Annotated in this window: 16 protein-coding genes, 1 tRNA gene and 1 pseudogene; 8 read left to right on the top strand and 10 right to left on the bottom strand. The window is 73.1% G+C overall.

The features are described 5' to 3' along the window. Positions 1 to 22: 22 nt before the first annotated feature. The 3 genes from ACQPZO_RS20190 to ACQPZO_RS20180 are packed head-to-tail and all read right to left on the bottom strand — an operon-like array spanning position 23 to position 5,830. Positions 23 to 2,485 (bottom strand): DUF4127 family protein, encoded by a 2,463-nt coding sequence (locus tag ACQPZO_RS20190; RefSeq protein WP_433343098.1) that lies wholly within the window; start codon positions 2,483 to 2,485, stop codon positions 23 to 25. Between the two features lie 52 nt (positions 2,486 to 2,537). Beyond that, entirely contained in the window at positions 2,538 to 4,130 is a 1,593-nt protein-coding gene (locus ACQPZO_RS20185) for a hypothetical protein (RefSeq protein WP_433343096.1), read from the bottom strand. After that, positions 4,127 to 5,830: a DUF4127 family protein gene (locus ACQPZO_RS20180; RefSeq protein WP_433343095.1), complete on the bottom strand. Its 1,704-nt coding sequence runs from the start codon at positions 5,828 to 5,830 to the stop codon at positions 4,127 to 4,129. The genes ACQPZO_RS20185 and ACQPZO_RS20180 overlap by 4 nt, the downstream gene beginning before the upstream one ends. A 182-nt stretch (positions 5,831 to 6,012) precedes the next feature. Between ACQPZO_RS20180 and ACQPZO_RS20175 the strand changes: the two genes are divergently transcribed. Further along, entirely contained in the window at positions 6,013 to 7,083 is a 1,071-nt protein-coding gene (locus tag ACQPZO_RS20175) for a LacI family DNA-binding transcriptional regulator (RefSeq protein ID WP_433343093.1), read from the top strand. A 48-nt stretch (positions 7,084 to 7,131) separates the two neighbouring features. Continuing rightward, the gene (locus ACQPZO_RS20170; protein WP_433343092.1) at positions 7,132 to 7,803 is read left to right on the top strand and encodes a maleylpyruvate isomerase N-terminal domain-containing protein; all 672 of its coding nucleotides are present in this window, start codon (positions 7,132 to 7,134) and stop codon (positions 7,801 to 7,803) included. A gap of 85 nt (positions 7,804 to 7,888) precedes the next feature. Here the strand turns inward: ACQPZO_RS20170 and ACQPZO_RS20165 are convergent, their stop codons facing one another. Continuing rightward, positions 7,889 to 8,734: a DUF1028 domain-containing protein gene (locus ACQPZO_RS20165; RefSeq protein ID WP_433343090.1), complete on the bottom strand. Its 846-nt coding sequence runs from the start codon at positions 8,732 to 8,734 to the stop codon at positions 7,889 to 7,891. A 270-nt stretch (positions 8,735 to 9,004) separates the two neighbouring features. Here ACQPZO_RS20165 and ACQPZO_RS20160 point away from each other — a divergent pair, with 270 nt between their 5' ends. Beyond that, positions 9,005 to 9,970 (top strand): LLM class F420-dependent oxidoreductase, encoded by a 966-nt coding sequence (locus tag ACQPZO_RS20160; RefSeq protein WP_433351107.1) that lies wholly within the window; start codon positions 9,005 to 9,007, stop codon positions 9,968 to 9,970. Between the two features lie 31 nt (positions 9,971 to 10,001). Further along, on the top strand, positions 10,002 to 10,793 hold the full coding sequence (locus ACQPZO_RS20155) for an SDR family oxidoreductase (RefSeq protein WP_433343089.1): 792 nt from the start codon (positions 10,002 to 10,004) through the stop codon (positions 10,791 to 10,793). Between the two features lie 25 nt (positions 10,794 to 10,818). Here the strand turns inward: ACQPZO_RS20155 and ACQPZO_RS20150 are convergent, their stop codons facing one another. The 5 genes from ACQPZO_RS20150 to ACQPZO_RS20130 form a co-directional block, all read right to left on the bottom strand. Then, the gene (locus tag ACQPZO_RS20150) at positions 10,819 to 13,107 is read right to left on the bottom strand and encodes a transglutaminaseTgpA domain-containing protein (RefSeq protein ID WP_433351105.1); all 2,289 of its coding nucleotides are present in this window, start codon (positions 13,105 to 13,107) and stop codon (positions 10,819 to 10,821) included. Positions 13,108 to 13,148: 41 nt separating this feature from the next. Next, entirely contained in the window at positions 13,149 to 14,399 is a 1,251-nt protein-coding gene (locus ACQPZO_RS20145; RefSeq protein ID WP_433343088.1) for a DUF58 domain-containing protein, read from the bottom strand. Positions 14,400 to 14,415: 16 nt separating this feature from the next. Continuing rightward, on the bottom strand, positions 14,416 to 15,417 hold the full coding sequence (locus ACQPZO_RS20140) for an AAA family ATPase (RefSeq protein WP_433343087.1): 1,002 nt from the start codon (positions 15,415 to 15,417) through the stop codon (positions 14,416 to 14,418). 27 nt (positions 15,418 to 15,444) lie between these two features. Continuing rightward, positions 15,445 to 18,084 (bottom strand): fibronectin type III domain-containing protein, encoded by a 2,640-nt coding sequence (locus ACQPZO_RS20135; protein WP_433343085.1) that lies wholly within the window; start codon positions 18,082 to 18,084, stop codon positions 15,445 to 15,447. 153 nt (positions 18,085 to 18,237) lie between these two features. Then, on the bottom strand, positions 18,238 to 19,008 hold the full coding sequence (locus tag ACQPZO_RS20130; protein WP_433351103.1) for a fibronectin type III domain-containing protein: 771 nt from the start codon (positions 19,006 to 19,008) through the stop codon (positions 18,238 to 18,240). A 181-nt stretch (positions 19,009 to 19,189) separates the two neighbouring features. Between ACQPZO_RS20130 and ACQPZO_RS20125 the strand changes: the two genes are divergently transcribed. Continuing rightward, positions 19,190 to 19,792, top strand: coding sequence for a hypothetical protein (locus ACQPZO_RS20125; RefSeq protein ID WP_433351397.1), 603 nt, complete (start codon positions 19,190 to 19,192; stop codon positions 19,790 to 19,792). Between the two features lie 1,133 nt (positions 19,793 to 20,925). Here the strand turns inward: ACQPZO_RS20125 and ACQPZO_RS20120 are convergent. Next, positions 20,926 to 21,108, bottom strand: a pseudogene (locus tag ACQPZO_RS20120) (hypothetical protein); the annotation flags it as partial. A gap of 224 nt (positions 21,109 to 21,332) precedes the next feature. Here ACQPZO_RS20120 and ACQPZO_RS20115 point away from each other — a divergent pair. From ACQPZO_RS20115 to ACQPZO_RS20105, 3 genes are all read left to right on the top strand, one after another. Then, positions 21,333 to 21,416, top strand: a tRNA-Leu gene (locus tag ACQPZO_RS20115). A gap of 261 nt (positions 21,417 to 21,677) precedes the next feature. Then, positions 21,678 to 21,860, top strand: coding sequence for a hypothetical protein (locus ACQPZO_RS20110; protein WP_433343084.1), 183 nt, complete (start codon positions 21,678 to 21,680; stop codon positions 21,858 to 21,860). 380 nt (positions 21,861 to 22,240) lie between these two features. Further along, positions 22,241 to 25,477 carry a LamG-like jellyroll fold domain-containing protein gene (locus ACQPZO_RS20105; protein ID WP_433343083.1) on the top strand — a complete coding sequence of 1,079 codons (3,237 nt, stop codon included), beginning with the start codon at positions 22,241 to 22,243 and terminating at the stop codon, positions 25,475 to 25,477. The last annotated feature ends 116 nt before the right edge of the window (positions 25,478 to 25,593 follow it).

Below are 25,593 nucleotides of genomic sequence, written 5' to 3'. Positions count from 1 at the left end.
CGCGGGCCCGGTGGGCGGACGGTCAGCCGCAGGAGGCGGCCCGGCAGGTCACCTCGATCTCGTAGAGCCGCGCCCGGCTGTCCCGGCTGCGGAGCACGTCGAGGCGGACCGAGGTTGCGCGGACCGGCGTGAACGTGTGCGTGGTGACCTGGGTCGTGTTTCCGGTGATCTCGCTGAGCACCTGCCAGACACCGTCGACGAGGCCCGAGATCCGGTACGCGGTCAGCTCGTACCCGCCGTACTGGTGGAGCTGCACGGTGTCGATCAGCTCCGGGGCGGCGAACCCCACCTGGAGCCAGTGGCTATCGGCCGGATCGGTGATCCAGCGACTACCGGCGCTGGCTCGGTTGCCGTCGATCACGTGTGCTGGCACGTACTTCTGCCACCAGCCCGACGCGGTGGCCGTGGCGCCTTCGGACGCCAGCGCCACGTTGCGCCACACCGCGCTGACGGTCGTGGTGGCGCTCGCGGTGAACGGGCGGAACCAGCCTGGCAGCACGCCGTGTGGGGCGTCGACCGTGACGGTGGCGCTCTGCTCGGCCGCGAGCTGTCGGACTCCCACGGTCAACGGAACCTCCACCACCGCGAACGGGGCGAGCCGCACCTCGACCGGGGCCGGGCTGGCCCACCCCTGCGGGACGACGGCGCCGAGCTTTGCCGTCACCGGAATGCCGACGTCGTTACGGAGCACCGCGGTGATCCGGGTGTCCACGTCCGAGTCCGGCCGAACCGTGGTTCGCACGGGCAGGGCCGAGACGGTGAGCAGCGCGCTGCGGTCGGTGGGGGCGGTGCTCAGGACGAGAGTGGGGAAGGCCTCCAGCTCCTGGTAGCGCGGCCAGGCGAGCGTCATCTCCCAGGAATCCAGCCGGTGCACGACGGCGCTCACCTCGTACCAGCCGTTGTTGCCGGCTCGGATCGGGGTGCCGGCGAACTCGTCGGCGAAGAGCTGATCGGCCAGCAGCCTGGTCCGCTCCACCGCGATCTGGTTTGCGCCCTCGAACACCTTCGTCATGTGCTGCGGATCGTCGCCGTTGTCCCGGGCGTACGCCTGGACCTGGCTGAGCACCTGGTTTCGGTAGACATCGGTGTGGGCCAGCTCCTGCAACGTCAACTCGACGTGTGCGGTGGCGGCGCCCAGCAGGATGGCCTGGCGTGCGTTCTGGAAGGGAAGCCCCTTCGACTTGCCCGGGAAGCCCGGCAGGCGTCCGGTCCGGCTCGCCTGCAACAGCGCCGCGCGGACCACCGACTGGGAGATCGACAGACCGATGTTCCAGCCGGACCAACCGGCCAGTTCCCCGAACCGGATCCGGGGGGCGAGCAGTGAACGCAGCTCGCTGTCCACCTTCCCGGCCACCGCGTCGTCGCCGACTGCGACGAGTCGGCCCCGAGCCACCGCGTCGTGGATGCGGTCGGCGAAGGGTTCCAGGTCTCCGCCCCCGGCCGTGTTCGCCATCAACAGGATGTCGGCGTCGGACCGGTCAGAGGGGCGGGCACCGAGGGTACGCACGTATTCGTCGACCAGGGTGGCGTAGGGGACGTCCTGATAGGGCGCGACCCACTGGTCGCCGGGGGTCCGGGACCACTCGACGTCGACCGTCGGGGATTCGCCGAGCCGTTTGGTGATGTGCTTGGCCACCAGCAGCGCGCCGAGGATGTCCGCGCCCGGGTAGATCTTGACCCGGTCCTGGACCCCGAGTTTTGCCGTGAGCGCGGCCAGGCCGGCCTTCTCCAGGCGGTGCGGGCCGTACTCGGTGGCGTCGTCCTGGCCGAGGATCAGGTAGTCGACGGTGCCGTTCGCGACCCGTTCGATCATGTCCCGGTTGATCTGGTGGTTCCGAGCCCGAGCACAGCGGAAGTCCGCCTTGATTTCCTCGGGGATCTCCTTGGCGACCTGCTCGTACTCGGCCCGGTGCTCCTCCTGCCCGAGGTTCTCCACCTGGTCCATCAGAATCGCCCAGCGCCGGATGGGCCCGGAGTACATGCCGGGATAGCTGCTGGTCGGCTCGATGGTGAGGCGCATGATCACGTCGAACGCGTAGAGGGGCTTGTCGGGGTTCTTCCGCTTCACCTCGTCCAGCACGGTGAGCCGCCGCCGCGCGTCGGCCAGGCTGGTGTCGCAGGACCGGGAGGCGACCAGGCCGCCGAAGGCGAGCATCGGGGCCGCGACGACCGAGCCGTCCGCGCCGGCGGCGGACTTCCGCCACCAGGCGCCGACCGCGTCGGCCTGACCATAGGTGAAGTACTCGCCGAGCAGGTTCTTCGGTGGTGTCAGCGCCTGGTGCCCGCCGGCCTCGGCGACCGCGACCGGCGTGTACGCGGTGAACGGCCGGTCGTCCAGCGGTACGACGGCGAGTTGGCCCAGGTTGGCCGGGGGCCGGGCGGCTGCGGCCGGAGTGCCCGGTAGGGCGACCGCGAGGGTGAGGGTGACCGCGGTGGTGGTGACGATGCTGAGGGCGCGGGGTATGAGTCGTCTGGTGGGACGCATCGGTTCTCTCTCGTTCGGTGCTGGGGGATGAAGGTCGCCGGTCGGTGGGGGGTCACCGGGTGCCGGCGTAGCCGACCGCCTTGAGGATGCCGAGCCCGTTGTGGGCGATCGGGAGAGTGCCCCGGGTGCCCTTGCACAGGTATTCGGTGGTGTCGGTGTCACCGTCGAGGTCGTTGGTGTCCCGGGTGGGTAGGAACATCGCGACCAGTGAGCGGTCGAGCAGGGCGTAGAGCGCGTCCTGCCGGTCCGCCTGCTGCAACCGTTGGTAGCCCGCCGTGAACTTGGCCGGTACCAGCTCCTTGCGCAGCTCGGCGAGGACGCCGAAGCCGACGATGTCGTAGTACTTCGCCTCGGCGTTCACATTGGGCGAGGTGAGGCGGAAGAAGCCACCGAAGGACAGGTGCGAGTCGTAGTCCCACGCGTCACCCGACGGCGTCGCCCCCTGGTTGTTCGGTGGGTAGTACGGGTCCACGGCTCCGGACGCGGTGTCGTCAACGCAGTCGAGCGGGTCGGTGGCCGAGGCGGTGTGCCAGCCCGGGAGGCTGGTGTAGGTGGTGTAGAGGGTCGCTACGGCAGCGGCGGCGGAACTGGCGCCGTTGAGCTGGCGTTCGTGGTCGTAGAGTCCGGCCAGTCCGTACTCGATCATGTCGGTGCCCAGGGTTCCGCCGGCGATCTGGCCGTTGGTGTAGGTGCAGGATCCCTTGCGGTGCCACAGATTGTCACGGCAGTCCGCGCTGTACGCGCTCTGCGCGACCACCCGGTTCTGGCTGGTGGTGGGGGAGTCGAAGTCGAAGGTGTACCAGTCCGCGCCGGCTTGGAGGCCCGTGCTGAGGAACTGCCGGGCGGTGGCGGCCGACAGGCCGTACCTGTTGTCCGACGGCGCTACGGCTGTCTCCAACCGCTGCATGAACGCGATCGCCGTGAGATTCCAGATGGAGATCGTCGAGTAGAGGTTGCTCCAACTGGAGATCTGGTCCACGTAGCCGCCCGGCGGGGTGGTGGGCTGGCCGAGTCCGTCGACGAACGGATGGATGCCGTAGGACAGGTAGTAGGCCCGCGGGTCCTGCATACGGAGCAGGAACTCGCCGATGCCGGTGGCCGCGTCGAGGTATCCGGTGGTGCCGGTCGCCTGGTGGGCGGCCAGCAGAGCCTCTCCGCACGCCGCGTTGCCGAACGAGGTGAAGTAGCGGATCGCACCGTCCGGGGTGCTGGCCACCGCATCGTCGAAGATCTTCGGCGCGTTCGGGTTCTTGGTCAGCCGGTGGGCGAGCACCGCGTTGGCGAACTCGTCGATGATTCCGGTCTCCACGCTCGACAGCGACCGCTGCTCGTACGCGGCCCGCTGGTCGAGGTAGACCGAGATGAACTGGAGGCTGGTGCAGGCGGCGGTGCTCTGCCGCGGTCCGCCGACGGTGCACGGACTCGCCGGGGAGCATGGCCGGCCGGCTACCGTGAACTGGTTGCCGTAGATGTGTTCGATGTCCCGGCGCAACCCGTTGCGTACCCCGTCGTACGACGCCAGGACCCAGTCGAAGTAGCTGTCGACGAGAGGGACGGGGGTGGCGGCGACGGCCGGAGCGGCCGGGATCGGCGCCGCGACGCCGACGATGAGCGCGGCCACCAACGCCGCTGCCCGCGCCCTCACCGGTGCCCCCGATTCGAGGTCAGGACGATCCGGGGCTCGGCGGCTATCTCGCCGGTACGGTCCCAGGGTAGGTAGGTGTGCCAGGCGTCGAGCCGGTCCACGCGGGCCGTCACCGGCGATCGTCCATCGCTGCCGAGGGCGAGCGTGGCCCCGGCGAACTCGTCGGTGAACAGCTTCTCCGCGTACGGGGTGGTGTTGTCGACCGCGTACGCGTTGATCTCGGAGAAGTAGGTCTTGATGATCTGCGGGTCCGGCTCGCCCAGCGAGGACGCGTAGGCGGTGGTGGCGGTGCGGACGTTGTTGCGGTACGAGTCGGTCTGCACCAGTTCCGAGACGGACAGTTCGATGCTGGCTCGGGCCGCGTCGTGCAGGAGCGCCCGCCGTGCGGCCAGCACCGGCTCACCGACGGTGGCCCGCGAGCCGGGTGGCAGGTCACCACACATCGATCGTTGCCGCAGCGCCCAGCGGGACATCGCCTGGGCAAGGCTGATCCCGACGTTCCAGCCGGAGTAGCCAGCCAGCTCGACGTACCGGATTCGGCCGTTGAGCAGGGACAGTAGTCGTCGGTCGGAGTGTCCGGCGATCGCGTCGTCGCCAAGGGCCACGGGGCGGCCGGCCCGGACGTGGGCCACCAGACGGTCGGCGAACGGTGCCACCGACGCGGAACTGCCGCCTGTGTTGGCCATCAGGACCAGGTCGGACTGCTCCGGCTGGTCCACGACCGTCCCGCCGAGGATGTCGACGTAGCCCCGGACGAGCTGGGCGTACGGGATGTTCTGGAAGGGCGCGGTCCAGGCCTCACCCGGCACCCGGGAGTATTCGATGCTCACCTTGGGACGCACGCCGGCGTCGCTGATGGCGATCTTGGCGATGAGCAGGGCGGCCACCACGTCGGCACCCGGGTAGATCACCACCCGGTCACCGACGCCCAGTTCGGCGATGCGGGCGGCGAGTGCCTGGGACTCCGGTCGGTGCAGGCCGTTGCCGGTGGCGTCGTCCTGGCCCACCACGAGGAAGTCGAAGATCCCTTCGGCAGCCCAGTCGATCATCGTCAGGTTGACCCGGTGATTCCTGGCCCGGGTGGACAGATAGTCGCTTCGCACCTCGGCCGGGATCTGGGACTCCAACGCGTCGAGCTGAGGGCGCTTCTCCACCATTCCGAGGTTGTCGACCTCGTCCTTCACCGTCGCCCAGACCCGCAGTTCGTTGCGCCACGGCCCCTCGGGGGTGAGCCGCATGATGGTGTCGAAGGCGTAGAGCCGCCGGTGTGGGCGGCGCCGTCGGACGGTCCGTACCGCCGCCAGTCGGGCGAATACCTCGGCCTCTGGTACGGAGCTGTTGCGGGAGTTGAGCAGTCCACCGTAGGCGAGCATCGGTAGGGCGACGACCAGCGCGTCGGCCGACGAGGTGGACGAGGTGAGCCACCGGCCGACGGCGCGACCGTCGCCGGGGGTGAAGTGCCGACCCAGGGTCTTCCGTGGCGGCAACAGGGTGTCGTAGCCGGCGCCGGTGGCGATCTGTTGCGGGGCGTACCAGGTGTAGGGCCGGTCGTCGAGGGGGACAAGGGCGATACCGCCGAGCCGTGGGGTCTTCGGCCGGGCGTGAGCCGGGGGGCCGAGGGCGGCGAGGCCGGTTCCGGTCAGACCGGCGAGGCCTGCTGCCCGGAGAAGGCCACGTCGGGACAGGGCATGATCAGGCATTTCGGCTCCTTGCGTTGCCGGGGGGTGCGCTGAGTCTTGGATCAACGGGAACCCCGGGTCAAGAGCGCCGCAGCCCGTAATTCGTATTACTGCATCTGTCCACCCTTGACACTGGTTCCGCGGGCCGGGCAGCATCCTCCGCAACAACAGTCGGCAATACCTACACCTCGGGAAGGTGGCCGGTGTCCGTGTCCGCGGGGCGGGGCAGGCTGACGCAGAAGGAGATCGCCCGGATGGCCGGGGTGAGCCAGACGACGGTGTCCCTTGTGCTCAACGACCGTTGTGAGGCGGCCTGGCGGATCGCCCCGGAGACCCGGGAGCGAGTGCTGCGCGTCATTCGCGAGACGGGATACGTCGCCGACCCGCTCGCCCGGCGGCTGCTCCAGCAGCACAACCAGATCCTGGGCGTGTTCACCTACGAGTCGGTGTTCCCGAGCACCAGCGTGAACTTCTACCACCCGTTCCTGTCCGGCATCGAGGCGTGCGCGGAGAGCATCGGGTGCGACCTGTTGCTGTTCACCAGCGCCCCCGTGAGTGGCGGCAGCCGGCGGATCTTCCACGACAACAACCGCATCCGGCTCGCCGACGGGTGTGTTCTGCTCGGTCGGGAGATTCCCCGCGACGAGTTGGCCCGGATGGTCGCCGAGGACATGCCCTTCGTGTCTGTCGGTCGACGCGACGACGCCTATCTACCCTCCGGCAAGGGCGGTCCGGTGCCACATGTCGGTGCGGACTACGCCCAGGCCACCGCCGCCCTCGTCCGCCGCGCCGTCGACCTCGGGCACCGGGTGATGGCGTACGTCGGCGCTGGTGCCGGCCCCGAGTCCGCCATCGACCGACTGGCCGGCTTCACCGCCGCGGTCCGGGAGACCGGAGTCGACGGTCGGCACGAACCGGTCGGCGGACGGACCCGGGCGGAACTGCTCGACGCACTGTGCTCGGCCCGGGTCACCGCCGTCTTCTGCGAGGAACTGGTCGAGGCGGTGGCGATGGCCGAGGCGGCGCGGGCCCGGGGCCTGTCCGTGCCCGGTGACCTGTCCCTGTTGGCGCTCGGCGATCCCACCGAACAGGCCGAGACCGACCTCGACTTCACCGGCTTCCGCATCCCCCGCGAGGACATGGGCTGGCAGGCCATCGAAGTGCTCGACGACATCCTGCACGGCCGGACCAGCGACCACCAACGGCTGCTCCCCTGCGAACTGGTCGAGGGCGAGACCCTCGGTGCCCGGGGCCCGGCAACCGGCCGCAACTGATTAGCGGAGTTTGCGAAACTGGAGGCTTCACCTACGACGGGGAGGCCCATGCGAGCGGTACGGGCGGCCTTCCACGACGAGTGCGCCACGCTGGGCGGGGTCCTGCGCGGCCTCGGCCCCGCCGACCTGGATCGGCCCACCGGCTGCCCGCCCTGGCGGGTACGGGAGCTGATCGCCCACGTCTCCACCGGCGCCGGCCGCCTCGCCGGCATGCTCTCCGCGCCGGCACCCGGCCGGGCCGAGGTGGACGCGGCCGGGTACTTCGGCGCGGCGAAGTTCACCCCCGAAGTCGACCGGGCGCGGATCGACAGCGCCCGCCGGGAGGCCCGCGAACTGCCCGACCCGGCGGCGGTCGCGGCCGAATTCGGCCGGGCCTGGCGGGCGGCCGACGCCGCAGTGGGCCGCCAGCCGGCCGACCAGGTGGTCCGCACCCGGCACGGCGACGCCATGGCCCTGTCCGAGTTCCTGGTCACCCGGGTGGTGGAGGTCGGCGTGCACGGCCTGGACCTGGCCGCCGCCCTGGGCCGCGCGCCGTGGCTGACGCCGGCCGCGGCCGAGGTCGTCGCGGCGCTGCTGACCGGTGGCCGGGACGTCCCGGCGGAGCTGGGCTGGGACCGGCTCGCGCTGGTGAGCAGGGCCACCGGCCGGGTGCCGCTCACCGGCCGGGAACGGGCCGTGCTCACCGCCGCCGGGGTGCGCTGGCTCTCCTTCGGTGGTTGACCGCCCAGCCCGCCCGCCCCGGCCCGCCCCGCGCCGGTTCGGCTTGGTCCGACTCGGCTCGGGCGGTGGGATCGCCGGGCTCCGGTCAGGCGCTGTCGGGGGCGGTGCGGCGCAGGTGCGCCAGGACGATCGGGTCGATCCGGCCGGGAACCAGGCGTTGCTCCAGGTTCTCCACGCCCGCCCAGGAGTCCAGCGCGTCGTACACCCCGGCCGCCCCGACCGGATACCCGGCGCCGGCCAGCAGCGCGGCGACCTCCCCGGCCAGCGGGCCGGCCAGGTCGAGCAAGGTCGCCGGGTCCGGCCTGCCGAACAGCAGCGTGTGCGCGTCGAGCAGCCGACCCAGCTCCGCCACCGGAGCGGGATGGTCGTCGACCCGCAGGTCGACCAGGCTGTCGCCGGTGCCCGCGTACCCGCCGCGCCGCTCGACCACGAACAGGCCGGCGCTCTGCCGGCCCCGCCGGTCGCCCCCGGCCTCGTCGCCGGCGCGTAGGGCGGCGAGCAGCCGGGCCGGCAGCGGCAGCGCCACCCCGGCCAGCCAGGCGTCCCGGACGGCGTCGATGACGTGCGGACCGGCCAGGATGTTGCCCTGGGCCGCCCAGCCGTCCCCGGCCTGACCGCCGGCCCAGCCGTGGCACCCCGGGCCGGTCCAGGTCGCCCCGTCGCCGCTCGCCCCGACCACCCCGAGCTGACGGTCGTCGCGACCCGGGTCGGCGGCCACCAGCCCGGCGACCACGTCGGCAGCGGCCACCCCGGTGCGCAGCAGCGCCAACCCCTGCTCCCGGTAGGCGAGGTTGAGATGCGCCTGGGTGGCCAGCGCGCCAACCTCCGCCGCGGCGGCCGGCACCAGCGCCCCGGCGGCGAGGAATTTGCTGGCCACGGCGACACCATGCTGCCGGCCGTCGGCGGAGCGGCCCACGATCGAGAAGGTCACCCGAGGAGGTTAGCGCCGTCGGGCCGCGCCGCGCGTGCCCGTACCGCCGGGCCGCGCCGCGCGTCGCCCGGGCCCGGCGCCGCTGTCGCCCCGGACCGCCGGGCCCGTGGCGCTGCTGCCTGTGCCGCTGGTGGCCGGTGCCGCTGTCGTCCGCGCCGGTCGCCCAACTGGCAGGCGTGGCCCGCCGCGGGCGGGCGCGGCGCGGCCCGGCGGCGCCTTGCCGGAAGGCCCGGGCAGCGGGAGGATCGGCCGGTGACGAACCGATGGGGTATGACCGTGCCGCTGAGCGGCATCCCGCTGGCCGACCACGCGGCTGTCTACGCGGCCCTGCACCGGGCGGGGTTCACCGACCTCTGGTCGTCCGAGGTGGCCGGGTCCGACGCGTTCACCCCGTTGGCGCTGGCCGCCGCGTGGCAGCCCGAGCTGCGGCTCGGCACCGCCATCGCCCCGGTGTTCACCCGGGGGCCGGGCCTGCTCGCGATGCACGCCGCCGCGCTCGCCGAGGCCGCCCCCGGCCGGTTCGCCCTGGGCCTCGGCGCGTCCTCGCCGGTGCTGGTGCGGGACTGGAACGCCGTGGCCTTCGACGAGCCGTTCAAGCGCACCCGGGACGTGCTGCGCTTCCTGCGGGCCGCCCTGGCCGGGCAGACCGTCGACGGCGCGTACGACACCTTCGCGGTGCGCCGGTTCACCCTGGAACGGCCGCCGGCCGTGCCGCCGCCGCTGCTGCTGGCCGCCCTGCGCCCGGGAATGCTGCGGCTGGCCGGCGCCGAGGCCGACGGGGTGATCCTCAACTGGCTCGCCGCCGACGACGTGCCGACCGCCCTCGGCGCGTTGGGGGAGCGGCGGGACGGGTTCGAGGTGGTGGCCCGGATCTTCGTCTGCCCCACCGAGGACGCCACGCACGCCCGCGCCCTCGGCCGCCGGCTGATCACCAGCTACCTCACCGTGCCGGCGTACGCGGAGTTCCACCGCTGGCTGGGCCGGGCGGAGACGCTCGGGCCGATGTGGCGGGCCTGGGCGGCGGGGGACCGGCGCGGCGCTGGCGCCGCCGTGCCCGACCAGGTGGTCGACGCGCTGGTGCTGCACGGCTCGCCCGAGCACTGCCGCGATCAGGTGCGCCGCTACGCCGACGCCGGGGTGGACGTACCGGTGCTGGCCCTGCTGCCGACCCCCGAGCTGGCCGGCGGCGGCGCGGCGGCGCTGGGTGACCTGATCGCCCGACTGGGACCGGCCTGACCGCCCTGCCGGGGCGACGGAGGGAGCCGACATGAACCTCACCGACCGGGTGGCGGTGATCACCGGCGGAGCCGGCGGCATCGGCGCGGCGCTCGCCCGCCGGTTCGCCGCCGAGGGCGCGGCGGCCGTCGTGGTGGCCGACCTCGACGCCGCCGGGGCCCGCGCCGTCGCCGAGGGCGTCGGCCCGGTCGCCCACGCCGTGCAGCTCGACGTCACCGCCGAGGAGCAGGTCCGCGCCCTGGTGGCCGACACCGAGCGACGGTACGGCCGGATCGACCTGTTCTGCGCCAACGCCGGCGTCGCCACCGAGGCGGGGCTGGACGCCACCGACGCCGACTGGGACCGGGCCTGGCGGGTCAACGTGCTCGCCCACGTGCACTCGACGCGGGCCGTGCTGCCCGGCATGCTGGCCCGGGGCCAGGGGTACCTGCTGCACACCTGCTCGGCCGCCGGGGTGCTCACCGCTGTCGGCGACGCCCCATACACCGCGACGAAGCACGCGGCCGTCGGGCTGGCCGAGTGGCTCGCGATCACCTACCGGGACCAGGGCATCCGGGTCAGCGCGCTGTGCCCGCAGGGGGTGGACACACCGATGCTCGCCGAAGGGCTGGCCGCCGGTCACCTCGGGGCGCGGGTGATCGCCGCCTCCGGCGCGGTGCTGCACCCCGACCGGGTGGCCGACGCGGTGATCGCCGGCCTCGCCGAGGAGCGGTTCCTCATCCTGCCCCACCCGGAGGTCGCCGCCTACGCCCGCCGCCGCGCGGAGGACCCCGACGGCTGGCAGGCCGGCCTCCGCAAGCTCGTCCGCCGCCTCCGCTCCTGACCCCCACCGCTCCTGCCGGTCGGGGTCAGTGGGGCCAGTGGAGGGGGCCGGGGTGGGTTGACCAGAGTAGGCGGCGCCAGCGGGGGCGGGCGGCGCGTAGCGCCGTGGTGTAGTCCGTTGCCACGGCCGCCGCCCGGTCGGCCTGCGCCTCGCTGGCACTGCCCGGGGCGAAGGCGACCTGGTTGAGCAGGACGGCCAGCTCGTCCACGGAGGGCGTCGGGTCGGGCGTCGGTCCGGCGTCGGTCCGGCCCGCCCCGGTGTCGGCATCGGGTCGGGGACGGCCCGCGCGGGCCTCGGCCAGGGCGGCGCGGGCCCGCTCGGCGACCTCCGTGGCGGCGAGGTCCCCGCCCACCGGCCGGCCGGCCAGCCGCAGCGCGTCGGTCAGCTCCCGCCAGGCGCCGGCTATCCGCCGGCCGGGGTCGCCCGTGGACAGCCGGGCCCGGGACCGCGCCCGGCGCAACGCGACCAGCACCGCCAGCACCGCCCCGACGACGATCAGCAGGCCGCCCGTCCCTCCGCCGACCAGCACCGGCGTCGACAGCCCGCCCGAGTCGACCGGCCCGCCCGGCGGGGCCTGCGCCGGCGGGGTGGCGGTCGGCTCCAGCGTCGGCTCCGGCACCTCCGACGGCGGCGGGTCCTCCGGCGTGGGGCGGAAGTCCTCCTCCACCGGGCGCGGCTCGTCGTCCGGACGGGGCAGCGGGTCGAACGGCACCCAGCCGAGGCCCTCGAAGAGCACCTCCGGCCAGGCGTACGCGTCGCCGGCCCGGACCGGCCCGTCACCGGTGGCACGGAAGCCCACCACCACCCGGGTCGGCAGCCCGGTCAACCGGCCCAGCAGGGCGAACGCCGCCGCGAACTGCTCGGAGGTGCCCCGCTGGCCGCCCGCGTTGCGCGGTCCGAAGAGGAAGAAGCCCAAATTCGGATACGCGTGCCCGCTCGGCGCGTCCGCTACCATCCGGTAGTGCTCGGCGAGGAACTGCTCGATCGCCGCCGCCCGCGCGTACGGTGCGCCGTTGTCCTCGGCGAGCTGGGCGGCGAGCCGACGCACCGGGTCCGGCACCCCGTCGGCCACCCGCAGCACCCGGGCCACCTCCTCCCCGGCCGGCACGTCCGCCATGCCGAGGAGGTTGTCGTCCGGCCGCTCCGCCGCCGAGGTGACCGTGTACCGCAGCCCCGGCGTCAGCCCCTCCGGCCGGATCAGCGTCCCGGTCTGCGGGTCGTACGCCACCCGGGCGCCGCTGACCTCGCGCGGGGTGGCCACCGCAGGCAGTAACCGCCCGCTCAGGTCCGCCACGGTGATCTCCTGCCGGACCGTCTCCACCGTGGCCCCGGGGGCGGGCTCGGCTGCCGGCAGGATCCGCCCGGCGTTGCGGTACGTCGCCCCGACCCGCCAGGTCACCCCGTCGTAGTCGCTGAGCACCGCGAGCCGGATCCGCACCGACCGGCCCCCGTCACCGCTGTCCGGCCCGGCGGGGGTCGGCACCGGTGACGGGGCGTCGGCCGGGGCACCGGGGCGGCGCGTCGTCACGTCCAGCAGCTTCTGCTGCGGGTTCAACGCCCAGCCCGAGATGCGGATCAGCGGGTTCTCGTCCAGGGACTCCACCTGCGGCGGCTCCACGTACCGGCGCGGGTCCACCGGTCGGTCGTCGACCCGGCCCGCCACCACCGGGCCGAGCAGGGCGGCCAGTCCCACCACCACGACCAGCCCGGCGGCGGTAGTGGCGGCGAGGCGTACCCGCACCGCCGCCCGTACCCCCGGGGCCAGGCCGGCGGTCGGGTCCGGGCCCGACGGACCCGGCCCTCGGGACGGCGCGGCCAGCCCGACCGCGGCGACCGCCGCGAACGCCACCGTCGGCCAGATCGCCGGGTCCGCGTTCGGCCCGACCACGTACAGCGCGCCGGCGTAGAGCAGCGCCGGGGGGAGACAGCCCAGCAGCACCCGGCCGGCCCGCAGCGCCACCTCCGCGCCGGCCAGCCCGGCCAGCCACGCCGCGACCAGCGGCACCAGCACCGTGTCCGGGGTCGGCTCGACCGGGATCATCGCGGTCAACAGCCGGGGGATGCCGTTGCGCGCCGCGTCCGCCGTCACCTCGGCCAGCGAGCCCGACAGCCCGGCCGCGTCGGCGGACAGCCGCAGCGACCACGCCGTGAACCCGGCCAGGCCGGCCACCGACAGCGGGGCGACCAGCCAGGACGGCAGCCGCCGGGCGGCCACGCTGACCAGCACCGAGCCCACCGCCGCGACGATCACCAGCCGGGGCAGCAGGCCCCCGGCGTACACCCGGCCCAGCACCACCCCGGTCAGCGCGACCATCGCGATCAGCGCAAGCGGCAGCGGCACCGCCCGAAGCGCCCTCACCACCGGCGGACCCCGTCCCACTCGGCCGCGAACGCGGCCCCGTCGGCCGCGTCGACGACCACGATCCCGGTCGCGCCGGCCGGCGTCGGCTCCGCCGCCCCGAACACCCCCACCACCACCGACGGGTACGCCCCGCGCAACGCGCCGAGGTGCCCCAGGTCGCCCCGGCCGCCCGGCCCGGTGAGGAAGACCAGCGTGTCGCCGAGGCGCTGCTGACGCAGCCGGGCCGTCACCGCGCCCAGCGCCGCACCGGCGTCCCCCGGATCCAGCCGGACCGCGGCGAGCCGGTCCAGCGGCGGGGTCGCGGCCTCGGCCGCCCGGCTCGCCACCGTGGTGGCCGGCGGCGCGGCGGGACGTGCCCGCAGCCGGCCCACCACCCGGGCGACCCACCGGTCCCCGGCCGACGCCGACTGTCCGTCGTCGGTGGGCTGCTCCGGGGCCACCAGCAGCAGCGTTACCGGCAGGTCGGCGCGCAGCGCCGCCGCGACCACCGATGCCGCCGCCTCGCAGGCCGCCTCGAACGACTCCGGATCGGGGTGGGCGGCGGCCCGGTCGTCCAGCAGCACCACGATCCGGGGCAGGCTGGTGTCCACGTTCTCCCGCACCATCAGCTCACCGACCCGGGCGCTGGTGCGCCAGTGCACCCGGCGCAACTCGTCGCCGACCACGTACTCCCGCAACGAGTCGAACGTGATCGACCCGTGCGGCACCCCGTCCACCCGGCCGTCGAGGCTGCGACCAGCCCCCCTCGGCACCGCCGCCAGCGGGTAGATGCGCGGGTGCACCCACACGGGCACCGTGTCCGAGTACGGGCGGGCCAGCGCCACCAGCCCCAGCGGGTCGCGCCGGGTCACCCGTAGCGGCCCGACCGGCACCACGCCCCGCCGGTCGGTCGGCACGTCGTAGCTGATCGTGGTGTCCCGACCGGGGCGCAGCCGCAGCACCGGCACCGGCACCGCCCGCTCGCCGCAGCGGTCCTCGGCCAGCAGGTTCGCCGCCCGCAGCCGCCCCGAGTTGCGCACCGTCAGCACCATCCGCGCCGGCTCGCCCCGGGACACCCGGTCCGGGTCCGCCTGCCGGGTCACCTCCAGCCGGGGCCGCCACAGCGCCACCAGCAGGGCGTACCCCACCGCGACCGCCGCCGCCGCGCCGAGCAGCGTCAACTCCGGGTACGCGAACCGGAACCCGGCGACCAGCAGCGCCACGGCGGCCACGAGCAGCCCGGCGCCCCGGGCGGTGATCCCCACGTCCGTACGGCCCGCCTCAGCCCTGAACCCGGGCCGGGGCGACCTGCCCCGACGGCAGCGGCACCGGCACCGAGGCGACCGCCTGGCGCAGCACCTCGGCGGGGGTCACGCCGCGCACCTGCGCGTCCGAGCTGAGCAGCAGCCGGTGCGCGAACACCGGCTCGGTCAGCGCCTTGAGGTCCTCCGGCATGATCCAGCCCCGCCCGTCGATCAGCGCGTACGCGCACGCCGCCCGGGTCAGCGCGATCACCCCCCGGGGGCTCACCCCCACCCGCACCTGCGGGTGGCTGCGGGTCGCGGCGGCCAGCCGGACCGCGTACGCGTACAGCGGCTCGGCGATGTGCACCCGCCGGGCCATCTGCACCATCTCCCCGACGGTGTCGGTGTCGGCGATCGCCGACAGCGCCTCGGGGGAGCGGACCGTCGCCCCGCGCAGCACCTCCACCTCGACCGCCTCGTCCGGGTAGCCGACGGAGAGCTTCACCAGGAACCGGTCGAGCTGCGCCTCCGGCAGCCGGTACGTGCCGTCCATCTCCACCGGGTTCTGCGTCGCCACCACCAGGAACGGCTGCGGCACCGGGTGCCGGACCCCATCCACGGTTACCGTGCGCTCCTCCATGACCTCAAGCAGTGCCGACTGGGTCTTCGGCGACGCCCGGTTGATCTCGTCGGCGATGACGATGTTGGCGAACACCGGCCCCGGGTGGAACTCGAAGCCCCGGGTGGCCTGGTTGAAGATGGTCACCCCGGACACGTCCGAGGGCAGCAGATCCGGGGTGAACTGGATGCGCCGCCACCGCCCCTTGACGGTGGCGGCGATCGCCCGGGCCAGGGTGGTCTTGCCGACCCCCGGCACGTCCTCCAGCAGCACGTGCCCCTGCGCGAACAGCGCCGTCAACGCGAGCCGGACCACCTGCGGCTTGCCCAGCACCACCGAGTTGACGTTCTCCGCCAGCCGGGCGGCGAGGGCGGCGAAGCCCTGCACCTCCGGCTGGGTGAGCGGTTCGTTGGCGTTCACGGTGGTGCTCCTTGCCTGATGGAGCGGTCAGCAGGTGGGCAGGACGTTGATGTTGTCCCCGCCCTCGAGGTTGAGCCAGGCCCACGGGATGTAGTTCTTCCCGCCGAACTCGACCTGCACCCACCAGGTGCTCTGCTTCTGGTTGTTGTAGATCCAGGAGTCGACGTTCTCGCCCTGCTTACGGCAGTACGCCTTCAGCCGCCGGCCCGGCTTGGCCCAGCCGGCCTGCTGGTCGTTGTCCTGCCGGGTGACCCGGAAGACCTCGTTGCCGTTGCGGCCGTCGACCTCCCTGTCGCAGTACGTCCGCTGGTCGTCGTCGGGCCCGTTGTTGCAGGTCGCGATCCCGTACAGCGCATCGGTCTCCTGCGCGCGGGTCACGGTGCCCTTGCCGGCGGCGTTGCTCGCCGTCACCGTGGCCGTGTACTTCGTGCCCGGCGTCAGGCCCGACACGGTGGCGCTGGCGCAGTTCCTCGCCTGCACCGGCGCCTCGCCCGGGACGCTGACCGTGCAGTTCGCCTTCCCGCCCCCGGCGTCCACGGTGAAGGTGACCGTGACCGCCGTGGCCGTCGCCGACGAGCCGGTGACGGTGATCCGGGGCTGGGCGACCGTACGCGCGGTGGCGGTGGCCTCCGGGCCCGGGCCGGCCTCGTTGACGGCCTTCACCTTCACGGTGACGTTCTGCCCGTCGCCCAGGCCGTTCACGGTGGCCCGGGTGTCGGTCACCTCGCTGGCCCGGCCGCCCACGTCCACCAGGTACTTCGTCACCGGCCGGCCGTTGGCCAACGCCGGGGACCACTGCACCGCGACGGTGCCCGGCTGGTCCGCCACCGTCGACGCCCGCAGGTCAACCGGCTGGCCGGGCGCCGCGAACGGCACCACGCTGTTGCTCACCGGGGACGCCGTCGACCCGGCGCCCCGGTCGTTGACCGCGACGACGGTGAACGCGTACTGCGTGCCGTACTCCAGCTCGCCGGCCGGCACCACCAGCTCCGTCTTCGCCGACTCGCCCGCCGGGGCGTTCGCGCCGGCCGAGGCGGCCGTCACCGCGTACTTCGCGATGGTGTTGCCCTGGCCGTTGGCGGCCGGCCATCTGACCAGCACCGTGCCGTCCGGCCGGGCCTCGGCCGTGACGCTGGCCGGCGGGTCCGGCACGGCCGCGGTCGGGGTGACCGGGTTGCTGGTCCGGGCCGGGCCGTCGCCCTTGGCGTTCACCGCGTGCACCGAGAACCGGTACGTCTCGCCGTTGGTCAGGCCGGTGACCTCCACCGACCGCTGGTTGGCCCCCACCTCCCGGCGCTGGCCGGCGCCCTCCACCACGTACCGGATGATCTCCGCGCCGTTCGCGGCGGCCGGCCGCCAGCTCACCCGGGCCTGCGCGTTGCCGGCCGACGCGGTGACGCTGCGCGGCGCGCTCGGCTTGCCCACCTTCGGCTTCTTCGGCGGGGGCGGCGGCGGGGGCACCGGCGGCGGGTCGCCGCCGAGCACGTCGTTGGCGTACTTGTCGACCTCGCGCACCTGGTGCTTGTCGTCGACCACCCGGGCGGTCGACGAGTCCGGCGCGTTGATGAACAGGCGGTTCTCCCGCACCTCCAGCTCAAGCGGGCCCGTCGAGCCCTTGCCGCCGATCGTGTCGACGAGTTGGCCGTTGGCGTCGAAGGAGTACACGGTGCCGGTGGTCTCGTCGGCGCAGTAGTAGCGGTCGGCCCAGGCCACGGCCGGGCTGAGCCCGTCACCCCGGCCCGGCACGGTGAACGCGCGCTCCTCGCCGCCCGCGCCGACCACGTGCACCGTCCGGTCACCGGGAACGGTCACCGGCACCTTCGGCCCGCTGGTCCGCGCCGGCAGGGCACCCGGCCCGGCGATCGTCAGCGGCGGCGTCCGGCTGACCTCGCCGCGCTGCACCCGCACCAGCTCGCCCGACGTACGGTCGAGCACCGCCACCCCGTCGTCGAGCGTGGAGACGATCAGCTCGTGGCTGGGCTCGGCGATCTCGTACGTCTCGACCTTCTTCGGGCTGACACCGGCGTCAGCCGGCGCGGCCGAGCCCGGCTCGGACGGCAGCTCCGCCGCCGTGACCGCCGAGACGGTGCCCTCGGCCGGGACGGCGATCCAGAGCCGGCCCTCCCCGTCGAACGCCCCGCCGGTGATGCCCGGGGGATAGCGCACCGGCTCACCCACCGGGGCCAGCGAACGCGGGTCGAGCTGCCGGACGATGCCCTGCACGGCGTCCACCACGAACGCGGCGTCCTCGTGCAGCGCGACGTTGACGCCCAGGCCGGGGGTGGTCCGGGTGGTGGCGGTGATCTGGAGGGTGGCCAGGTCCAGCGAGTTGACCTGTCCCGTGTTCAGGTCACGCAGGACCAACAGCCGGTCGGTCTGGATGACCTGCATCGGATGCCGGCGGGCGTTGGGGACCTCCACCCGGGTGTCCACCCGAGCGGTGATGCCGTTGACCCGGGCCATCTCACTGCGCGCCGCGCTCCACAGCCAGCTGCTGGCGTCGTAGTTGGCCACCGCGTTGTCGGCGGCGCCCAGCCCGAGGACGGTGAGTCCCATCGCGGCCAGCAGCGCGCCCACCGTGCCGACGGTGACCAGGCCGCCGCGCCAGCGGGAACGGCGAGCGGGGATCTCCGGCCCGGTGCTCACGGCGTCGTCGTTGGTGGCCACAAGCGGCTGCCTCCCCGTGTCGTCATGCCGGTCGGCGCGCCGGAGACCGGCGACCCTCCCCTGAGCCGGGTGCCATCATATGGCCACCCTGAGGCAGGGGAAACCCGCACGGTCCGGCTGTGGACACCCAGCGTGTGCGGTGTGGACGACCGGTCAGCTCGGCGTCGGGGCCGGACCCCGCGCGGTGCAGACCTGCCCGGACGTGGCGAAGGTGTCGGTGGAGTAGACCGCCAGCACGGTGAAGCAGTAGTCCACCCGCGAGTTGAGGCCGTTGACCGTGTAGCTGGTCTGCCCCGGGTCCACGGTGGCCAGCACGCCCAGCTTCTGCCCGGTCCGCCCGCCGGCCACCATGAACGGCACCGCGCCGGAGGACGGGTCCGTCCAGGTGAGGCTGATCGTGCTGCTGTCGTCGCGCAGCTTCAGGTCACCCGGCGGAGGCCCGCTCACCTTCGGACCCGCCGATGCCGACGCCGGTGTCGCGCCCGGGGGAGGGGCCTCATCGCGACCGAACATCAGCACCGCGACGCCGACCACGATCGCCAGGGCCACCAGCGCCACCACCGCGACCAGGACCACCGTCCGGCGGCGCCCGGTCCGCTCCTCCTGGTACGTCGTCTGCCAGGCATCCGGCGGCGAGGGGTAGTCGTCGTCGGCCCGCCAGCCGTCCCGCGCGTGCCAGGCCTGCTCCTGTCCTTCCTGTCCCTGCCCCTGTCCCTCCTGTCCCTGCCCCGCCGGCCCGTGTGCGGCCGCCTGCTGCTCCGCCCAGTCCGGCGTGGCCGGTCCCCGCTCGGTCGCGTCGGAGCGGTGGTCCCGAGGCGGTGGCGGTGGCGGTGGCGGTGGGACCGGGGCCGGTGGTGGTGGGACCGGGAACGGAGGCGGTGGGACCGGGAACGGCGCGTCGGCGGATGCGTCGAGCCGCGGCACCGACGGCTCCGGACCGGGTGACCGCGGCGGTGGTGCCGGCGCAGGAGCAATCTCCGGCTCCCAGCCGGCGTACGGCGCGACCGGCTCCTCGGCGGGACGGTCGGCCCCGTCTCGCGGGGCCGGGTCGACGGCCGGTGCCAGCGGCTGCGGCGGCGCGACGCTGCTCCACGGCGGCGCCGTAATGCCCCAGGGCGGCACCGGCGGCCCGCTGACCGGCGGCCCGCTGACCGGCGGCCCGCTGACCGGCGGCCCGCTGACCGGCGGCCCGCTGACCGGCGGCCCGCTGACCGGCGGGGCGCTGAACGGCGCGGCGCTGACCGGCGGAGCGCTGAAGGGCATGCCGCTCACGGGCGGCACGCTGACCGGCGTGCCGCTCACGGGCGGCACGCTGACCGGCGTGCCGCTCACGGGCGGTGTGCTGTACGGCGTCCCGCTGATCGGTGCTCCGCTCACCGGCGGGCGGCTCACGGGCGGAGTCGTGAACGGTGTGGCGCCCACCGGTGGCCCGCCCACGGGCGGTGCACTGACCGGTGGCCCGCTGACCGGTGGCCCACTGACCGGTGGCCCACTGACCGGTGTGCCGCTGACCGGTCGTGCGGGCGTGGGAGGCGCACTGACCGGGACCGCCGGGGGCCCGCTCGCGGGCGGTGCGCTGACCGGGGCGCCGGCCTCTGACGGAGCACCGCTCACCGTGGCCGTCGGGCCGCCGCTGACCGGCCCGGCCCGCGTACCGGTCGCTCGGGCGGCCTCCTCCCGCAACAGGGCGTCGATCTGCCGTACCTGAATGGTCGGCTTGTCCCAACCCGGCGCCGGGACGGGCGGCGGTGTCGGCTGCGGTGCCGGCCCAACGGGCGGGCGCGGTGCGGGCACGGCCTGCGGCACGGCCGGTGCGGGTGCCGGTGGGGCGGATGTGGGCTGGGCGCCGCTCGACGCGGGCCGCGGCACCCCGGGGGGTGCCGGCGGCTGGGGTGGTGTGACCGGTCCGGTACGCGGAGACGGCTCGGCCGGCGTCGGCGGGCGGGTCTGATGCGGCGGCCCGGGCTGGGCGGTGGGGACCGACGGTGGGGGAACCGGGGCTCGGGACGCCGGCGGCGCGGCGATCTGGGCCGGTGCCCACGAGGAGCCCGCCTGCTGGGCCAGCCCGCCAACCGGCGTGGTGGGCGGGGGAGGGGGGAGCGGGGGCGCGGGCGCGTGCCCCCGCGATCCCGGTGCAAGGGGCGGCTCGGGACGACGTTGTGCCGGTGCCGGTGCCGGTGCTGCTGCATGGGCCTGGGTCGGCGGCGGCGCGGTCGGCGGGGCCGGAGCCCGGGGCGGAGGTGGGATGCGCGGCGGGAACTGCTGGGGCGGCGCCGGAATCTGGGGCGGAGCCGGAAGGTGATGCGGCGTTGCCGGGACCGACGGTGGAGTTGGCACCTGCCGGGGTGGGGCGGACATCGGGGGCGGGGGCGGCGTCGCACCCGGCCGGGGCGCGGGGGCCTGCCCCTGCCGCTGCGGCGGGGGCATCGGCACCGGTGCGAGGGAAATGGTCGGACCGTCGAGCTTCGGCGGACCAGGCTGGACGGTAGGCGGGCCGTGCCGGAGGGCCGTCTGGCTGGGCTGAGGGGCCGTCGGGTGGGGCTGGGCGGCGGATGGGTTGTGCTGAGGAATGGGGGCCGCCCCGGGCGCGGCGGCGCCGAGGTATTGCCGCGCCTCGCGTACCGCCGGGTGGTCCGCGCCGAGCACGGCGGGCCCGGCGTCGGCGATGCGGGAGTAGTGGCGGCGGGCCTCGTGCCGGTTGCCCAGCTCCTCGGAGACCGAGGCGAGGTCGAGGGAGAGCGCGAGCATCAGCGGGTCGGCGGGATGCCACCGGCGCTCGCCGGCCGCGAGGCATTCCTCCAGTACGCGCCGCGCGGCGGCCGGGTCGTCGGCCTCACGGTGCAGGCGGGCCAGGAGGTGCGCGACGCGCAGCACCTCCGGATGGTCCTCGCCGTAGCTGGCCCGGATCGGTCCGAGCGCGTCGGACAGCAGCCGACGCGCGCCGGAGATGTCACCGGCGGCGCGCTGGGCCAGCGCCCGATGCTGGAGGGCGGCTAGGGGTGAGGGCTGTGACACGTCAGTCATGCTGCCCGCAGAGGGTGGCCCGACGCCACCCGCCCTGCCGATCATGATCGGAATTGGCCTGCCGCCTCCGGGGTCTTCAGCCCCCTGAACTGGGAAAACGGGTAGGCGGGAAGGCGATGTGCATGATCCATCGTCGCCGTGTACAGTAATGCCCCGTGCGGCCCTCCGGGGCGGTCGACGGGTGGTGAAGCCGCCCAGGCCGACAGGGTAGGCTGAACGAGTAGGTCCGGGTGGCGGAATGGCAGACGCGCTAGCTTGAGGTGCTAGTGCCCGTAAAGGGCGTGGGGGTTCAAGTCCCCCCTCGGACACATTGTTTCCCCACGAAGCGTGATTTCTCTTCGCGTTTCGAGCGATCCCCGTCCCGTTGGGCGGGGATCTTCGCTGTGCGGGTCAGGACGCTCATCGGGGCGGTGAGCGGGAAGACCGCTGTGTCAGTTTCGATGGACCAGGCGTCGTGGTCGCACAAGATGATCATGTTGTTGAGCCGCAGGTGGCCGGCGAGGCTGTCTGGATCCTGGTCGCGCATCGCCGGGTGGTGCCGACGGAGGCGGCTGTCCTGTCGAACCTCCGTGGGAGTCCCGCTGAACGACATCGAAGCGCAGATGCGCGAAGTTGGTTTCCTCGACGTTGTCACCGACCGGGACCTACGCGACGTCCCCGACTACCTGACCAGCGCATCTGTGGAGCCGTTCCGCGACTATGCCCGCACGGACACCGGCCGGACCCGGTATCCAATCGATAACGATCTTTAGCACCAGCCCGATCCGAAGAGTTGTCAGCATCGACCTTGTTGCCAGTGTTTCCGGCTGCCACGCAGGCGGCCGTTGGGCGGTTGACGCGAGACGTCCACAGCAGCACGATCCACAATCGACGACTGCTGGGGGCTGGGCGAAGATCAACTGCCCCCACAGCGGGCTGGCTCGTTGCTAAGTTCTGCGAACTTACCGACGCCCTGTCAGGAGGCGCCATGCCGCGTCCGCTCTTCCGCCGTCTGATTCCTATCCTGGCCTTGGTGCTACTCCCGATCTCGGTACCAGCAGGTCATGCCGCAGCAGCGTCAGCATCTGAGTGTCGTGCGGAAGCTCCGGCCGAGACGGACGCGCTGTCAGTCGCCCGGACGTGCCGAGAGCGGGTGGAGGTGGTCTCCCGGCGATCGGAGCGGTCGCAGACCTTCGCGAATCCGGACGGCTCCCTGACCTCGGTCATCTCACCCGTGCCGCAGCGCGTCCGTCGAGGGGCGCACTGGCTGGACATCGACACCACACTGCAGCGCGGACCCGACGGCGGTGTGACCGCCCGCGCCGTCGTGGAGCCGATTGAACTGTCCGGCGGCGGGGACGGCGCGTTGCTCAGCTTCGGTCGCCCCGGCAAGCGGTACTCGTTGTACTGGCCCGGCGGCCCGCTGCCGGAGCCGGTCCTCGACGGCAACTCCGCCACGTACGCCGAGGTGATGCCTGGAGTCGACCTGCGCGTCGAGGTGGGGGCTGAGTCCTACCGTCAGTTGCTCGTCGTCAAGTCGCGTGAAGCCGCCGGGAACTCCGGGCTGGGACGGGTTTCGTTCCGGGTGAAATCCGATGGCCTGTCCCTGCGCAAGCGATCTGATGGTCGGGTCGAGGCGGTCGACGAGGCGTCGTCCGTCTTCTACGCCTCGACGGCCGCGACGATGTGGGACTCGCCCGCGCCCGCGGTCTCTCCCCGTGACCTGGCGCTGGGAAAGGTGACGAAGGCAAAAGCGGCCGCGCTCGAGAAGGAGCGGGCGGCGCAGGCCGGGGAGCCGTCGCCGCACCGGATCGAGACCATGCCGGTCGAGGTCGCAGCCGGCAACCTGTCGGTGTCTCCACTGCGGCAGATGCTCGACGCGCCGGACACCGTCTATCCGGTGACTATCGATCCGGCATTCTCGAAGCCCTCGCCGATGTGGTACACGAACGTCATGGACGACAGTCCGAACCGTTCCTACTACGGTGAGTACTCCGAGATGCGGGTGGGGCGGCAGTGGGGGACGTCCAACGTCTGGCGAGCCCACCTGCAGTTCGACACCACGGAGCTGAAGGGCAGCACCATCACCTCGGCGGAGATGTCCGTCACGGCCGACCACACCGCGAGTTGCAGCAGCACCAGCATCCAACTGTGGCAGACCCAGTACGTCTCGAGTCCCGGCTCCTACACCTGGTACAACGACTCCGACGGCGACTGGGTGGCGCGCGTCGACACCAAGACGTTCAGCGCCAACGAATCGAGTTGCCCGAAGGGCGACGACGCGAATGTCTTCGCCGGCAGTCTGAAGACCAAGCTTCAGGCGGGCGCCAGCAACAACTCGAACCGCTTCGCAGTAGGGTTGCGGGCCGCGAACGAGTCGGACGACTACCAGTGGACCCGTTTCCTGGGTAACAAGACCTTCCTCACCGCGACCTACAACCGAAAGCCGAACAAGCCGACGGGCCAGGCGATCTCCGACTGCTACCTGAACTGCACGAGCAATCCCCTCATCGGCCGCAAGGATCCAGAACTCTCGGTCTTCGCGACCGACCCGGACGCAGCCACGATCCTGACGGTCTACTTCGAGGTGCAGACCTCCACCGGAACGGTCGTGGCCACCGGAGCCAAGACGGGTTACGCGACCGGCCCCACCAATCCGGCGCAACCGGCCAAATGGCGCGTCACGCCGGCGCTCAACAACGGCAATTATCGGTGGAGAGCCCGCAGCAAGGACGAGCAGGGCGTCTATTCCGACTACACCGGCTGGTTCGCGTTCTCCACCGACTCCACCGCGCCGGCGGTGCCGACGATCAAACCGGCCGACGCGGCCCTCTACTTCGAGGACGACGGGTCGGGAACGTGCAGCGGCGGAATCGGTGTGCAGGCGACCTTCAACGTCAGCGCCGAGACGAGCGTCCTGCAGTTCACCTGGGCACTCGACGGCGGCGCCTTCAGCGCTCCCATCACCGCGGCAGGCACCGGGCCGAAGACCGCGGCGATCACGGTAAAACCGCAGAAGGACCTGCTCCGGGTACTCCGCGTCCGCGCCTACGACGGAGCGGGTCGCTTCGGCGAGGCGCGCTACGAGTTCCGAGTCTGCTCGCCGGCGCCCGAAGCCGGTCACTGGAAGCTCGACGGCAACGCGAAGGACGACGTCGATCTCGTGGCGAAGCCTCACCACGGGACCGTTCTGGGTGCGGTCAGCTGGCAGCAGGCTCGCCTCCTGCCGGAGACCGCAGCCGAGTACACCATGAGCAGTGGTCCTCGAACCTTTGTCCCGGCCAGTGATCCCGTGGCACTCACCGGTGACGACGAGCTGGCCAAGATCGCGCTGCCTTTCGCCATGCCCTTCTATGGCGGCTCCTACAACGAGGCGTGGATCTCCACCAACGGCGCGCTCATGTTCGCTGAGCCGTCCGACCCGGGGTGGCTCAACGGTCCCATCCCTGAGCCGGACGAGTTCAACCTCGGTCTGTACCCGTTCTGGACCACCCTCGAACTCGACGCCGCGTCGAGTGTCCGGACGGCCACCGTGGGAGCCGCGCCCAACCGCACGTTCGTGGTCGAGTGGCGCAACGCCGCCTTCGAGGAGGATCTCAGCGCCCGAGTCACCTTCCAGGCACAGATCAGCGAAGATGGCAACATAACCTTCGCCTACGCCGACATCCTTGACGGCGATGAGCTGGAGGCCGGGGCCTACGCCACGGTGGGCATCGAGAACGGTGCCGGAACCCGCGCGATGACCTACTCATTCGAGGAGCCGACGCTCAGTTCGGGCAACGGTGTGACCTTCACGCCGACAGGTCTGCTAGCGCCCTCCTATCCGGAGGGCTACTACGAGGCGCGATTCAATGGCGGCAGCGTCATCAGCACCGCGGCGCCGGTGCTCGCTACCGGCCTGCATCCGGAGACCGGCGCGCGGCGCAGCTTCGCTGTCGCCGCCTGGGTGCGAGTCAACGACACCAGCGCGAACCGCACCGCGGTTTCACAGCACGGGACCACCCGGAGCATCTTCGAACTCGGCTACCAGAGCGCCGAGAAGAAGTACTGCTTCTCGATGGCCGCCAGTGATTCGACCTCCGCTGCGGTATCCCGGGTCTGCGCCACGAGTCCGGTCGTCGCCGGCGAGTGGGTACATCTCGCCGCCGTCTACGACGGACCGGCAGGGGCCATGAAGCTCTACGTGCACCACAAGGACACCGACGGCTTCATCGACCCCGCCCGCACCGAGATCAAGACCCTTCCGTTCACCTCTGTCTGGGACAGCACCGGCTCCTTCGCCATCGGCCGCGCGTTCTCAGGCTCCGCCTTCAGTGGGGACATCGACGAGGTATGGGCATGGCAGCGGGTGCCCGAAGACGTCGAGATCGAGTTCCTCGCCCTCACCTGAGCATCGGATGCGGGTCGCGTCCTGCGCGACCCGCATCCGTGGCCGTCCGACTTCCTGCAATGCCGAGTGCCGACCGGGTCGGCGATGGAAGGACCGCGTACATGTCCAGGACCTAT

Origin of the sequence: Micromonospora sp. CA-111912, assembly GCF_050948415.1 — a bacterium.
In the GTDB taxonomy this organism is placed as follows: Bacteria; Actinomycetota; Actinomycetes; order Mycobacteriales; family Micromonosporaceae; genus Micromonospora.
The sequence above is the reverse complement of the archived record's forward strand: the minus strand, read 5'-3'. Positions and strand labels throughout refer to the sequence as shown.

Bases quoted from the DNA above. Each gene is read 5' to 3' on its own strand.
- ACQPZO_RS20190 (WP_433343098.1), bottom strand. From the start codon at position 2,485: ATGCGTCCCACCAGACGACTCATACCCCGCGCCCTCAGCATCGTCACC.
- ACQPZO_RS20180 (WP_433343095.1), bottom strand. From the start codon at position 5,830: ATGCCTGATCATGCCCTGTCCCGACGTGGCCTTCTCCGGGCAGCAGGC.
- ACQPZO_RS20170 (WP_433343092.1), top strand. From the start codon at position 7,132: ATGCGAGCGGTACGGGCGGCCTTCCACGACGAGTGCGCCACGCTGGGC.
- ACQPZO_RS20160 (WP_433351107.1), top strand. From the start codon at position 9,005: ATGACCGTGCCGCTGAGCGGCATCCCGCTGGCCGACCACGCGGCTGTC.
- ACQPZO_RS20155 (WP_433343089.1), top strand. From the start codon at position 10,002: ATGAACCTCACCGACCGGGTGGCGGTGATCACCGGCGGAGCCGGCGGC.
- ACQPZO_RS20150 (WP_433351105.1), bottom strand. From the start codon at position 13,107: ATGGTCGCGCTGACCGGGGTGGTGCTGGGCCGGGTGTACGCCGGGGGC.
- ACQPZO_RS20125 (WP_433351397.1), top strand. From the start codon at position 19,190: ATGCCCCAGGGCGGCACCGGCGGCCCGCTGACCGGCGGCCCGCTGACC.